Annotated in this window: 13 protein-coding genes; all 13 read left to right on the plus strand. The window is 40.4% G+C overall.

Translation table 11 applies throughout. The features are described 5' to 3' along the window. The first annotated feature begins 415 nt into the window (after positions 1–415). The 13 genes from ftsE (at position 416) to ACXAEA_RS03790 (ending at position 14,296) form a co-directional block, all read left to right on the plus strand. The gene (ftsE, locus tag ACXAEA_RS03730) at positions 416–1,102 is read left to right on the plus strand and encodes a cell division ATP-binding protein FtsE (RefSeq protein WP_475094594.1); all 687 of its coding nucleotides are present in this window, start codon (positions 416–418) and stop codon (positions 1,100–1,102) included. Beyond that, positions 1,092–1,985, plus strand: a complete 894-nt coding sequence (gene ftsX / locus ACXAEA_RS03735; protein WP_475094595.1) for a permease-like cell division protein FtsX — start codon at positions 1,092–1,094, stop codon at positions 1,983–1,985. The genes ftsE and ftsX overlap by 11 nt, the downstream gene beginning before the upstream one ends. Before the next feature lie 116 nt (positions 1,986–2,101). After that, on the plus strand, positions 2,102–3,400 hold the full coding sequence (locus tag ACXAEA_RS03740; protein WP_475094596.1) for a murein hydrolase activator EnvC family protein: 1,299 nt from the start codon (positions 2,102–2,104) through the stop codon (positions 3,398–3,400). A gap of 160 nt (positions 3,401–3,560) precedes the next feature. After that, positions 3,561–4,640 (plus strand): HD-GYP domain-containing protein, encoded by a 1,080-nt coding sequence (locus ACXAEA_RS03745; protein WP_475094597.1) that lies wholly within the window; start codon positions 3,561–3,563, stop codon positions 4,638–4,640. Between the two features lie 154 nt (positions 4,641–4,794). Continuing rightward, positions 4,795–6,240, plus strand: a complete 1,446-nt coding sequence (locus ACXAEA_RS03750; protein ID WP_475094598.1) for a S41 family peptidase — start codon at positions 4,795–4,797, stop codon at positions 6,238–6,240. A 359-nt stretch (positions 6,241–6,599) separates the two neighbouring features. After that, on the plus strand, positions 6,600–7,793 hold the full coding sequence (locus ACXAEA_RS03755) for a PDZ domain-containing protein (protein ID WP_475094599.1): 1,194 nt from the start codon (positions 6,600–6,602) through the stop codon (positions 7,791–7,793). 183 nt (positions 7,794–7,976) lie between these two features. After that, positions 7,977–8,711 (plus strand): TerC family protein, encoded by a 735-nt coding sequence (locus tag ACXAEA_RS03760; protein WP_475094600.1) that lies wholly within the window; start codon positions 7,977–7,979, stop codon positions 8,709–8,711. A gap of 202 nt (positions 8,712–8,913) precedes the next feature. After that, positions 8,914–9,282, plus strand: coding sequence for an ArsR/SmtB family transcription factor (locus ACXAEA_RS03765; RefSeq protein ID WP_475094601.1), 369 nt, complete (start codon positions 8,914–8,916; stop codon positions 9,280–9,282). Beyond that, positions 9,275–11,419, plus strand: a complete 2,145-nt coding sequence (locus ACXAEA_RS03770) for a heavy metal translocating P-type ATPase (protein ID WP_475094602.1) — start codon at positions 9,275–9,277, stop codon at positions 11,417–11,419. The genes ACXAEA_RS03765 and ACXAEA_RS03770 overlap by 8 nt, the downstream gene beginning before the upstream one ends. Positions 11,420–11,440: 21 nt before the next feature. Beyond that, the gene (locus ACXAEA_RS03775; RefSeq protein WP_475094603.1) at positions 11,441–12,055 is read left to right on the plus strand and encodes a class I SAM-dependent methyltransferase; all 615 of its coding nucleotides are present in this window, start codon (positions 11,441–11,443) and stop codon (positions 12,053–12,055) included. 169 nt (positions 12,056–12,224) lie between these two features. Continuing rightward, positions 12,225–12,800, plus strand: coding sequence for a copper resistance CopC family protein (locus ACXAEA_RS03780; protein ID WP_475094604.1), 576 nt, complete (start codon positions 12,225–12,227; stop codon positions 12,798–12,800). A 62-nt stretch (positions 12,801–12,862) separates the two neighbouring features. Continuing rightward, positions 12,863–13,867, plus strand: coding sequence for a copper resistance D family protein (locus tag ACXAEA_RS03785; RefSeq protein WP_475094605.1), 1,005 nt, complete (start codon positions 12,863–12,865; stop codon positions 13,865–13,867). A 126-nt stretch (positions 13,868–13,993) separates the two neighbouring features. Next, the gene (locus tag ACXAEA_RS03790; protein WP_475098051.1) at positions 13,994–14,296 is read left to right on the plus strand and encodes an ArsR/SmtB family transcription factor; all 303 of its coding nucleotides are present in this window, start codon (positions 13,994–13,996) and stop codon (positions 14,294–14,296) included. Positions 14,297–14,528: the final 232 nt, after the last annotated feature.

Genomic DNA, 14,528 nt, shown 5'->3' on the forward strand with positions numbered 1-14,528 from the left:
GGACGTTTTTTTCTTTCGCTTTTTCCAATATAAAAACAGGGGAAATGCTGGCTTTATACATTACTATAAAATCGCCAAATTATTAAGCAATTCAGCAAGCTTCACAATTTATTCATACATATTTTGTCAAACCGGTGTTACATAAATGAAATGAAACTGAACATTTAATTTACTTGAAAATACCATTAAACATAGATCCCTAAAGGTAACTCGCTAAATAACTAGTGAAAATTATGGTAAAAATACTAGTATTGATTAGCACTCGAGGAAGTAAATGGATAAAAAATACTAATTTGAAAAGAAACTGTAATAAATTTATAGGTTTTTTTACTAGACGGAGATGCTATAATAGGTTTGTTACAAATTGTCGAAGTTTAGCCGAGTGATAAGACTAACTATCTAAGGTGATACAAAAATGATTGATATGCAGGATGTTTACAAAACATATCCCAACGGCATCGTTGCCGCGAACGGGATTAATGTTCATATAGATGCAGGTGAATTTTTATACGTAGTGGGACCCAGCGGTGCTGGAAAATCCACTTTCATAAAAATGATGTACAGAGAAGTGAAGCCATCAAAAGGATCCATCATTATTAATGGTGTCAATCTGGCAAAGCTTAAGGATAGCAAAGTGCCACTGCTGCGCCGGAATATTGGTGTCGTGTTCCAGGACTTCAAATTGCTGCCGACTCTTTCAGTCTATGAAAATGTCGCGTTTGCAATGGAAGTTATCGAGGAACAGCCTCAATATATTAAAAAGCGTGTCTTGGAAACTTTGGAGCTGGTTGGACTTAAGCATAAAGCAAGAGCACTTCCTACTGAGCTTTCAGGCGGGGAGCAGCAGCGTGTTGCCATAGCTCGTTCAATTGTGAACGCACCAAAAGTGGTGATTGCCGATGAGCCGACAGGAAACCTTGATCCGGATACTTCATGGGAAATTATGAACATATTTGAAGAAATCAATATGAGGGGAACCACGATTGTCATGGCAACCCATAACAAAGAAATCGTCAACACAATCAAGCATCGCGTCATCGCGATTGAAAATGGCAGGATTGCCCGTGACGAAATGAAAGGTGAATACGGATATGAAAGCTAGAACATTTCGCCGCCATGTCCGGGAAAGCTTTAAGAGCTTAGGCAGGAACGGCTGGATGACGTTTGCATCCGTAAGTGCCGTAACAGTTACCTTGCTTTTGGTCGGTGTCTTTTTCGTCATTATGATGAATTTGAATAAAGTCGCAACCACAATCGAGGAAGATGTAGAGATCCGAGTCCATGTGGATGTAGCAGCGAACGACAAAGATAAAGATGTATTGGAACAGCAAATCAACCGGATTTCTGATATTAAAAGTGTGACCTACTCTCCAAAGGAAAAAGAGCTTGAGAGTTTGATAGAAAGCCTTGGAGATGAAGGGGAAGCTTTTCAGCTGTTCGAACAAGACAATCCTTTAAACGATGTGTTCGTCGTAAAGACGAAAAATCCAACCGATACAATGAAAGTCGCGAAACAGATCGAGAGATTAAATTATGTAGCAACCGTTAAATATGGACAGGGCAAGGTAGAGCAGCTGTTCAGTTTCATTAAAGTGAGCCGGAACGTTGGACTTGTCCTGATTGTCGGCCTTCTTTTCACAGCCATGTTCCTAATTTCCAACACGATAAAAATTACAATCATGGCACGTAAACGTGAGATAGAGATCATGAGGCTAGTAGGTGCAACTAACGGATTTATCAGATGGCCATTTTTCCTCGAAGGTCTCTGGTTAGGAGTTCTTGGAGCCCTTGTGCCGATTGCCGTTATTTCTGCTGCCTATTATTATGCTTACGACTTCTTGAATGAGAAGTTAAAGGATCATTTTATTAAACTATTGGAATTTAATCCGTTTGTTTACCAGTTATCAGCAATCCTGATCATAATGGGAGCTGCAATTGGGATCTGGGGAAGTCTCATGTCCGTCCGCAAGTTCTTGAGAGTGTAATAGGGTTGTTTCCGGAATATTCCGGAAACTTACCCTAAAAATTACATAACAAATAGACGATAGATAGAAAGACAAAGTTACGAAACTATCATGAGTAAGAGAGGGGAAAGGTTCTAGTGAAAAAACAGATACTCTCACTAGCAGTAGTCAGTACTTTAAGCCTGGGTTCTTTTGTAAGCCCAATAAATTATGCTTCAGCAGGTAAAATATCAGATTTAAAAGATCAGAAGCAGGAAGTTTTAAACGAGAAGTCTGACTTGAACGCAGAAATCCAACAGAAAAAGGCTAAAATTGGCGAACTCAAAGGTGAACAAGATCAGCTGAAATCAGAAGTTAAGAGATTAGATTTTGCGGTTGGAAAGGCAGAAAAGGATATTCAATCAAAAAATGCTGAAATCACTCAAACAACTGCTGAAATTGAAAAATTAAAAGTAGAAGTCGCTGTACTAACAGAGCGAATTAATAAGCGAAATGAATTACTTAAAGATAAAGCGCGTTCATTCCAGGAAAATGGTGGAACGGTAAGTTATATGGATGTTCTCCTTGGGGCTCAGAGCTTTAGTGACTTTGTGGACCGTGTAAATGCCGTAACAACAATTGTCCAAGCGGATAAAGACATCCTTGAACAACACCGAAAAGACAAGGTAGAACTTGAAACAAAGACAAAGCAAGTTGAAACCAAACTTGGTCAACTTCAACAGATGAAAAAAGATTTAGAGGTACTTAAAGTCAAGCTTAACGGCCAGATCGCCGAAAAGAATGAACTTATGAAAGAACTAAAGCATGAAGAGGAACAAATGCATGGAGAGATGCTAGAAGTCGCTGAGCAAGCTGAAATTCTGGCTGCACAGGCCTCTGCCATCCAAAGAGCGATTCAACTTGAACAACAAAGGCAGGCGGCAATTGCTGCTGAACGTGCACGTCAGGCGGAATTAGAAAAACAAAGAGCAGCAGAAGCTGCAAAGAATGGTGGAAGCTCTGCTCCTGCACCAACTGTACAAGTTGCACCACCAGTATCCGGTGGAGCATTTATGATGCCTGCTAACGGTCGTATCACATCTGGTTTAGGGCAGCGTTGGGGTACATTCCATGCAGGAATTGATATAGCTAATAAAGCAAGCGGGGTACCTATTGTCGCAGCAGCGGACGGTGTCGTAATTCGCTCTTATTATTCATCTAGTTATGGAAATGCTATTTTCGTAGCTCACTCCATTAATGGACAAACTTACACAACTGTATATGCTCATATGAGCTCACGTGCAGTAGGCAATGGTGCAGTGGTTTCAAAAGGCCAGAGAATCGGCATTATGGGGAACACTGGACAATCATATGGACAGCATTTGCACTTCGAACTTCATAGAGGTTCATGGAATGCTTCTAAGTCAAATGCAATCAATCCACAATCAATGATGTAATTAATGGGAAGAGACTTAAGTCTCTTCCTTTTTATTTTTCCCGGATATGAACCTATGAAACTTGTAAATAATGGTTTTTGAATAGTTTGTTGACAATTTTAAACCATAAGTTAAAATTTTTAGTAGGTATATTTTCCTAAAATGATTCGGGGTGGACATTTTGAGATTGGTTTCAATACATAACTGTGAGGAAGGATTAATCCTTGCAAGGCCTATATTTGATCAAAGCAGCCGTACATTGTTAAGTGCGGGCAGTGTATTGACGGAAAGCTTTATTCAAAGGCTTAAGGATAAAAATGTCCATCATATCTATGTTAAATCTGAGATTACAGAAGATATCGAAGTGAATGATGATTTGACGCCCAAGCTGCGATTTGTGGCCATCCAAAAGTTAAGTGAAGTCTTCAGCACGCTTCAAGAAGGGAAAATAGGAAAGAATAATGCTCTAGGCCGGGTAAATTCAATTCGAAATATGTCTGAAGTTTTCAGCCAAATCATGAAAGAAATGAACTCATCCAAGCACCTTTTGAATTTATTAAGCCATATGCAATCGTCTATAGATAGTACCTTTGATCATTCTATTAATACGGGTCTTTATTCATTAACAATGGGAAGGCATCTTGGCCTTAAAGAAAAGGAATTGCATATTCTAGGTCTAGGAGCACTATTCCATGATATTGGTAAGCTTCAAATGGAAGGTGTAACGAAAGAGAATCGTAAAGAATGGGAGAAGCATCCTGAACTAGCGTTCGAAGCTCTTAGAAAAGAATCAAGTCTGCACCTCCTGGTTGCACATTGTGCATACCAGCATCATGAGCATGTGGATGGATCGGGATTTCCAAGAAAATTAAAAGGTCAGGATATTCACTTATATGCAAAAATTATTGCAGTTGCAGAGGCTTTTGATTATTTAATTAACAGCAAGAGTATGCTGCCGCATGAAGCTATGGAGATCATCGTTGCTCGTACTTTTACAAGATATGATCATCAGGTAGTAGAAGCGTTTAAAAATGCGATTGCTATTTACCCAATTGGTGTTACCGTGATCTTGAATACCGGTGAAAGTGGTGTAGTGGTTGCTTATAATAATCAATATCCTCAGCGCCCAGTAGTGAGGGTATTTAAGGATCGGTTTGGCCGAAAGCTGAATCAATTTTATAATATCGACCTCATGACATCTTTAAATACAATGATTGTCAAATGTGATGCGATTATTGAAAGAGAACCTGTAAAAAGCTAATACCAGCCTTTACAGGTTTTTTTCTGCATAAGTAGCGTTTACCTATAAATAATTAATCCTTCATACCCTGTCCCTCTTCATCATATAATGGGAATCATAGAAAATTTTTACGGCAGAGTAGCAGTTGATGCGGTAAACAGGGAGGAGTTTGGCAATGGAACGGAAGTGGATTGCCTTTTTGATGATGGGCTCGCTGCTGACAGGTGCGGGGAGTACATATGCTGGGATGCAATGGTACGAGAGCAAGGCGGGGGTATTGGAACGCCAGATTGTTCCTTCGCAGCCAAATGCGGAGTCCAGCAATCCTGACAGCCTTGAAAAAGTCGAGCAGGCATACAGTTTGATTTTTAATAGCTATGTAGAAAAAGTCGAAGAAGAGAAGCTGGTGGAAGGTGCAATCCAGGGTATGCTTTCTACCCTTGAGGATCCATATTCTGTTTATATGGACAAGGAAACGGCGAAGCAATTCAATCAGACACTGGAATCATCTTTCGAAGGGATTGGTGCAGAGGTTAGCTCGGTGGACGGGAAGATTGTGATTGTATCGCCTTTCAAGAATTCACCGGCGGAAAAAGCAGGGTTGAAACCGAATGACCAGATTTTGAAGGTAGATGGTGAAAGCATTGAAGGGCTTGATCTATATGAGGCAACTCTGAAAATCCGTGGAAAAAAAGGAACGCCCGTTGTATTGGAGATTGAACGGAAAGGCTTGAAAGAGCCTTTGCAGGTAAAAGTGATCCGGGATGAGATTCCTCAGATAACGGTCCATGCTGACATGAAAAAGGTAAATGGGGAAAAGGTTGGCTACTTAGAGATTACCTCATTCTCGGAGGATACATCCAAGGAATTCAAAAAAGAGCTTAAGGCGCTTGAAAAAGATGGTATGGATGCACTTCTGATCGATGTGCGTGGAAATCCAGGCGGATTGCTATCCAGCGTCGAAGAAATTTTACGTGAATTAATTTCCAAAGAGAAGCCGCTCTATCAAATCGAAGAACGCAGCGGTGAAAAGACTCGGTATTTCTCTAACCTTGAAAAAGTAAAAGAGTACCCGATTGGCGTGCTGACGGATAAAGGGTCTGCATCGGCGTCAGAAATTTTAGCGGGTGCACTCAAGGAAGCTGGAGGCTACCCTGTTATCGGAGAAAAAACCTTCGGCAAAGGAACTGTCCAGCAGGCTGTGCCAATGGGGGACGGCAGCAATATCAAGCTGACACTGTACAAATGGCTGACGCCGGATGGGAACTGGATTCATAAGAAAGGAATCGAGCCTAGCGTACCGGTTAACCAGCCCGCTTTGTATGATACCCACCCGATACAAGTGGAAAAGCCGCTCATGCGGGATATGAACAGTGAGCAAGTGGAAAATGCCCAGGAAATCCTCACGGGCCTAGGGTTTGAGCCAGGCCGCACAGACGGCTATTTCAGTGATATGACCGAAATCGCCGTCAAAGCATTCCAGCGTAAAAAAGGAATGGATGTAACAGGCGTGATCGATGCCAAAACAGCAACCGCCTTGGAGGATGCTGCAAGACAAGCAATGAAACAAGAAGAGAACGACATCCAGCTGCAGACTGCCTTGAGGCTGCTGGCGAAATAATTGGAAAGGGCTGCACTTTGAACTTGGTGCAGCTCTTTTTGTATTATTTTGGTAAAAGTAGAGGATATCCATTAATTCGTAGAGAATAATGCAATTTTCGTAGAGAATAAATAGTACCTTGTAGAGATTATTTTACATTTCGTAGAGATTAATCCGAATATTGTAGAGATTCCCCAACTACGCTAGCGAATAAACCGAATATCGTAGAGATTAGCCCCCACAAGGTAGAAAACACTCCGCAATTTGCTGTAATGAAAAAAATCCCATCAGGATTCCAAAACTATTGATAGGTTTTAACCAGCAGATTTGATAGAATAAGCTTAATATGACTAGTAAATTCAAAGGATGGTGACATAGGGGTGGCACAGGATTGGTTCGTTGAACTTTTAAAAGGATCGGGTAAGCTTCTGCTTCACCCTGTGTTCTATTTTTCTATATTTTTTGCTGCGTTACTGGGTGTATCGCGTGTGAAGCGGGAGCGGAAGAACTTTACAGTCAGGGCGAAGGATGCTTTTTTTGAACTCAGGCAGCTGTTTCCGCTTGGGCTGCTTCTAGGTCTGATTATATCGATTGCAATGATTGCAGCAGGAGTTGCGATTCCATTCGCAGCAGTTATTTTGATTGGGACATTCACTCTGCTGATCATGATGACCACGCGTTTCAGGCTGCTGACGCCTGCTTATACAATTGGCGCCGCGTTTTTTGCATTGATATTCCTTTCAGGTAAAAATATCAATCTGCCATTGATTGGAGACTTATTTTCAAATCTCGACGAGAAGATTTATCCATCGATTGCGATTCTTTTAGCGTTAATAACGATTGGCGAAGGCTTCCTGATCTTGCGAAATGGAAAAAAGGAAACTTCTCCAAAGTTGATTAAAAGTAAGCGGGGCCAGACGGTCGGTGTCCACGAAGCAAGACGCCTTTGGGTCGTGCCGGCATTCCTGCTTGTTCCGGGCACTGTGCTTACGCTGCCATTCGAATGGTGGCCGGTGTTTACATTGGGTGACAATACATATTCATTGATTCTCGTTCCGTTCGCGATTGGCATGCATCAGCAAATTCAGGGAATGCTCCCGAAAGAAGCCATCCAGCAACAGGGAAACCGGGTTCTGGGACTGGGAATTCTTCTCACACTTATAGCAGTGGCTGGATACTGGTTCCCGATTGCATCAATTGCAGTCGCGGCGATTGCGATGATCGGCCGCGAAGCGCTGACATTTGCACAGAGAATGCAGGAGGAGAACAGGCCGTTCTATTTTTCGAAAAAGAACCATGGTGTCATGATTTTGGGCGTACTGCCAGAATCACCAGCCGATAAGATGGCTCTTGCAGTAGGCGAGCTCGTCACAAAGGTAAACGGAACGAATGTCCGCGACGAAAAATCATTTTATGAAGCACTCTCGCGAAACAGGGCACACTGTAAACTGGAAGTCCTCGACACAAACGGGCAAATCCGCTTTGTCCAAAGGGCCCTTTATGAAGGCGATCATCACGAATTAGGCATCCTGTTTGTTCAGGACGAAAAGAAGTGGGACAGCGCGGTTGTATAAGTATTTAATATCGAATGCACTCACCTAAAGAGAAGGCTAGCCTTCTCTTTTTCTATTAATTAGGTTTTTTCCGTATACAAGCATGGGTTAGGTTAATGTATTTAAATATTTCATAGAACGAATATTTAAATGAAAATTTAAATAGTATTAAAATAACCAAATGAAAAGGAGAAAAACGTACGAATGGAGTTCCTGCTAGAAATAATAAATAGTTATCATACATTTTTTTCACTAGATGCTCTGGTAAGAGTATTTTCTGATCCTGCCAGCTGGGGAGTTATTGGAACTCTTGTTATACTGGAGGGTTTACTATCCGCTGATAACGCATTAGTGTTAGCGGTTTTGGTAAAACATTTGCCACCGGCACAACGAAAGAAAGCACTGTTTTACGGGATAATTGGTGCCTACATATTCCGCATTTTAGCAATCGGAATAGGGGTTTCGTTAATTCAAATTGATTGGATCCAAATCGTGGGAGGTCACTATCTCCTTTGGATTGTCTTTCAAAATTTTATAAAGAAAAATGAAGAGGAAAACGAAGTTCAGAATAAACCAATGGGATTCTGGAGAACGGTCCTAACAGTTGAACTGATGGACATTGCTTTTAGTATCGACAGTGTAATAGCGGCATTCGGGGTATCGAATCAAGTTTGGGTCTTATTTTTAGGTGGGATGTTAGGAATTTTAATGATGCGTGGTGTAGCTCAATTGTTTCTAGCGTTGATTGAAAAAATTCCTGAATTAGAAACAACAGCATTTGTATTGATTGCTATTATTGCATTAAAAATGATATTCAATGCATTCGGTTTCCAGTTAGATGAATTAGTTTTTTTCAGTATTTTAATTGCCGTATTCTTGGGAACAATCATCATTCATTTATTCAAGATCAATTCTGGTAGTGAGAAAACAATAAGATAATTTAAAATAACAAAATCTCCTTCATTGATTTAGGTGTTTATTAATAAAGGAGATTTTGCTTTGTATTTAATAGTTTTTTAAGAACCCTTTCCTGTATCAGCAGAAAAGGGTTTTTTATGATAAAAGTTTTGACATTCAAACGTACTTTTGAATATAATACACTCAAACATATATTTGAATATATTCACTGCGAGGTGGTTTTGTGAAGGAAATCGATGTATGCCAGGTGGCATGTGTGGATCAGGAAAGGGTCAATCGAGTTAAGGCGATACTCAATCCTGAAGTGACAAAGGATGTTGCCAAGATTTTTAAGGCCTTATCCGATGATACCAGAATGAAAATAGCCTACTCTCTATATTTAGAGGATGAGCTTTGTGTATGTGATGTGGGCCATATTGTCGGGGCTTCGACAGCGACTGCATCCCATCACTTACGGCTTCTTAAGAACATGGGATTGGCTAAATACAGGAAAGAAGGGAAGCTGGTTTTTTATTCCCTGACAGATGACCATGTAAGACAATTGATCAGCATCGCATTTGAACACCAAAAGGAGTTGAGCAGCCTTGAGTGAAACTTTGGAACAGAATCTTAATGCAGAGAAAACGGTTTATCGTATCGAAGGATTTTCCTGAGCGGGCTGTGCCAGAACGTTCGAAAAGAACGTAAAGCACCTGGATGGTGTTTTGGATGCAAGTGTAAACTTCGGTGCCTCAAAAATAACCGTGTATGGAGATACAACGATTGAAAAGCTGGAAGAAGCAGGTGCCTTTGAAAACTTAAAGATCTATCCTGAAAAAGGAGAAATCATACCGAAGAAAAAAGAACCATTCTGGAAGGAATATTCCACGGTTTTGGCTTCATTGCTGTTTGTGATATTAGGATATGTCTCTCAATCAATTAATGGCGAAGAGGGTTTGCCCACTATTACTGCTTTTCTGGCAGCCATCGTAATCGGGGGATTTTCTTTATTTAAAACAGGCTTGAAAAATCTGTTCCGATTAGAATTTGATATGAGAACTCTCATGACGATTGCCATCATCGGTGCTGGGTTTATCGGCGAATGGAGTGAGGGGGCAGTAGTCGTTATCTTATTTGCCATCTCTGAAGCGCTTGAAAAGTATTCCATGGATAAGGCGCGGGCATCGATCCGTTCATTAATGGATATCGCGCCGAAAGAAGCTCTGATCCGTCGCAATGGGCAGGAACTTTTGATTAAAGTAGATGATATCCAAATCGGTGATATCATGATCGTAAAGCCAGGGCAAAAAATTGCCATGGACGGCACCGTGGTTAAAGGATATTCATCCGTCAACCAGGCAGCCATTACTGGAGAATCAGTACCGCTGGAAAAATCAGTGAATGATGATGTTTTCGCAGGTACATTGAATACAGAAGGCTTACTGGAAGTCGAAGTAACAAAAAGGGTCGATGATACAACAATCGCGAAAATCATCCATCTGGTAGAGGAAGCGCAGGCGGAAAGGGCTCCATCGCAGGCTTTTGTTGATAAATTTGCGAAATACTACACACCTGTCATTATACTAGTTGCCGTATTGGTGGCAATTGTTCCTCCACTGTTATTCCAGGCTGACTGGAGTGAATGGATCTATCAAGGTCTTGCTGTTCTTGTTGTCGGTTGTCCTTGTGCACTTGTCATTTCAACGCCTGTAGCCATTGTAACTGCAATAGGAAATGCAGCAAGAAATGGAGTATTAATCAAAGGCGGGGTATACCTCGAGGAAACGGGTGCGCTTAAGGCGATCGCATTTGATAAAACAGGTACTCTAACAAAAGGAATACCTGCAGTTACTGATTATGTACTGCTTGATCAACAGCAAAATGAAAACGAGCTGCTGAGTATCACTTCTGCATTAGAATACAATTCCCAGCATCCTCTTGCCTCGGCGATTCTAAAAAAAGCAGCCGAAAAAGAAATTTCTTTCAAAGATGTAGTTGTGGAGGATTTTTCATCGATTACGGGAAAAGGGATTCAAGGAACGATAAAAGGATTAACTTACTATATTGGCAATCCAAAGTTATTCGAAGAGCTGTTAGGTAATAATATTTCACAAGAAATCAGCCAAAGGATTAATGAACTGCAGATCCAAGGAAAAACAGTAATGGTGGTGGGCACCACAGATGGTATATTTGCACTGATTGCGGTAGCAGATGAAGTTAGGGAAAGCAGCAGGTCGACTATTTCCAGACTTCATGAACTCGGTATTAAGAAAACCATCATGCTGACAGGTGATAATAAAGGGACTGGAAATGCCATTGGAGAATTGGTCGGAGTGTCTGACATTGAAGCGGAACTTCTTCCACAGGATAAATTGGCATTTATTAAAAAACTGCGTGATGAACATGGTAAAGTGGCCATGGTTGGAGATGGAGTCAATGATGCACCTGCCCTTGCTTCTGCAACAGTAGGAATTGCCATGGGAGGGGCAGGGACTGATACGGCATTGGAAACCGCAGATATAGCTCTTATGGGCGACGATCTCAAGAAACTGCCGTTCACGATCAAACTCAGCAGAAAAGCCTTAACAATCATCAAGCAGAACATTACCTTCTCCTTGGTCATCAAGCTTGTCGCACTCCTGCTTGTCATACCTGGATGGCTAACACTGTGGATCGCTATATTTGCCGACATGGGGGCTACTCTCATTGTAACGTTAAACGGCTTGCGGCTTTTGAGGGTAAAAGAATAATTTTACGAACGGGGTAATCAGATGAATAATAATTGGAATCAATTCATCTATAAAATTTGGTCCCCCATCTATGATTACTTTTTCAATTCCGGACTATTTTTAGAAGCTAGGAAGCGAGTATTTCAAGATCTTGATTTCAAAGAGGGAGAAAGCGTGCTCTTCGTAGGGGTTGGAACGGGTGCTGATATCGATCAGGTTCCCTATGACAGCCTCAAAATAACAGCCATAGACTTTTCAGAAGACATGCTGAACCAGGCAAGAAGGAAGTACGAAGGCGAAAAGATTGATTTTATCCAAATGGATGCACAACACATGAACCTTCCAGACAATGCATTTGATTATGTCATTGGCAGCTTACTATTGACTGTCGTTCCCGATGGCAGAAAGGCCTTTGAAGAGATGGTTCGAGTCACTAAGAGCGATGGAAAGGTCGTTATTTTTGATAAGTTTGCTGACGGTAAAAAAAATCTTCCGCTAACGAAGAGATTAATCCGGCCACTGATTAGATTATTAGGTACAGATATTGGTTTGTCGTTTGAGTCCATCTCGGATGGAACGAAGAGTATAAGACTAATAGAGAAGAAGGATTTATTATTCAGTGGAATGTACCAAAAAATCGTTTTAATGAAAGATTAATTTGAGCAAGGTGCCCGCATTTGGAATCATGAATGTGGGCTTTTTTATGAAAAATATATTTTATAAGGTCAAAAATGTATACTATTATTGTGCATATAACAGGCAGAAGATGCACAACATGCCTAAACTGAAATGATCGTTCATTAACAGAAGTTGGAGGTTTCCTCTTATGAAAAAGAGTTTCATGACATTTATTCTGATTTTTTTATGCTTTAATCCAGATATTGAGGTCTTCGCCCACTCTTATACCAAAGAATCCAACCCGGCAGAAGGGGAAGTTGTAGAGGAACCTCTTGAAATGATCGACATCACTTTTGAAACAGAAATTGAAACGATTGGTGAACTTTTTCTAACGAATAATTATGAGACTGTTAAAGTGGAAAATATAACGATTGAAGAAGATCAATTGATAGGGAAATTCGATAAACCATTGGAAAATGGCCGGTATAAGGCGACTTGGAAAATAGTTGGAGCAGATGGCCATCCTTTGGAGGGAACCATTTCTTTTACCGTTCAAGTACCTGATCAATCTCAAAATGAACCTTCAAACAAAGAGGATGAAACCGAGAACCAAACTGAAGACATAGAGCAGGAGGCTCAAGAGCAAAATAAGGAAGAAGACACTTTGGCTCAAAACGAACAAAATCAGAGAGTGAACTCACACTTCCAAAAGTGGTTTTTGCCATTGGCAGCTTTAACTATATTAGTAATGGCATTCTTTGTATTCAGAAAGGGTAAAAAATGACCTTTTATCTAATAGTATCTGAAACTGTTTTGTACCTCTCCTTTTCCATTTTAGTTGGGGCTATGATTTTTCAACTCGTACCTGAAAATCATAAACCAGCGATTGACATTCCAAGGGCAGTGTATTTTCTTTCAATCCTGGGAATCATCTTTGCTTCAATCGGACCATTAGTTCAAGTGATTTTCTACTTTATTGAAGCATTAGGATTTTGGCAAACATTAAAATCAGTTCTATATGATTTTGAAGTGGGGAAGGCTTGGATGTTCACTTCATGGACAGGACTGCTTTTATATTTTTTGATTTTATTTAAGAAATCCAGGTATATTCAAACTTTTCTAGTTCTCTTGCTTGTCATTGCAGTGGGTTATGCAAGCCATGCCGCAAGTTTATCATTTTGGTATGGCCTGACATCCCACACGATCCATTTTCTTGGGGTCACGGTTTGGACAGGGATATTATTGATTGTTTCTTTCTTCTCTAAAGACCTGCGTAACTGGGGCAAGTATTTGTCCTGGTTCACTCCTGCAGCGATTCTTTGCCTGATTTTCATCATTGTAAGTGGTTTTATGAGCATGAAGCTGGTTGTGGATCCAAAAAATTACGTCTCTTCTTGGATGCTGCCATATGGTCAGGCTTTATTAGTTAAGCATATACTAATCATGCCTCTATTGGTTTTTGCATTCATCAATGGAATCTTGATGAAAAAACAAGCGGAAAATCCATGTCCCACAACCATAAAATGGATGAAGGCAGAAAGCATATTTGTAACTTTGATATTTATTGTGACTGGTGCTCTGAGCATTCAATCCCCGCCGCATGATATCGAAACAATGATTCATACAGAGGGATATTCACAGTTGTATAAGGGGTTTCATCCATTCCCAGCGGATGGAGCAGTGAAATTGAACATAGATTTTTCCTTTTTAGCTGGCGGAGTGTTATCGGCTATTGTCGTGATGTTAATGGTATTTAGCTTTACTAGAAAGAACTCTGTGCTATTGTCCATCATAGGCGGAATATTATTTGTGTTTATAGCCTATATTACTCTGATGACTGCGGCACATTAAATGAAGCTATGGATTTAGGTATTTCTATTTAGCATAAATGTTAGTTAATAACCTGATATGCTATAATTTTGGATAAAAGCCGTTGAGGTGAAACCATTGAAGAAAAACGATGCTGAAGATGATTTCATGGTATCGAAAGGTACGTTGGATGAAGAAACATTATTTATTGTTTCCCAGACATTCAAAGCTCTTTCTGATCCGACCAGAATAAAAATTCTTTACCTGCTTGCCAGTGAGGAAAAGTCGGTAAATGAAATTGCTGAGCAGCTGCAATTGCTTCAATCCACTGTATCCCATCAGCTAAGATTCCTGAAGAACCTAAGGTTAGTTAAATATCGCAGGGAAGGTACTTCCATGATTTATTCTTGCGATGACGAACATGTAATGGGAGTGCTTAAACAAACAATCGATCATGCATTGCATCATTAGGATGCAAAACAAAGCTTGCAGGTTTTCCTGCAGGCTTTTTGTTTGCTCGGAATTCTTTAAGGAAGGATTTTTTCTTATTAAATATTGAGGTAGTCCATGACAGTTGAAGATGAATTGTTATATTTCTATATTATTTTTCAGGTTATCACATAGTTAATTCCTTGCTATCTCTGCTAATGCTAATAAAAAACGCTATATCACAAACTTTTTGACAATATGAGCATATGAACAT

The sequence above is a fragment of the Mesobacillus sp. ABV4_180 genome (assembly GCF_056158485.1).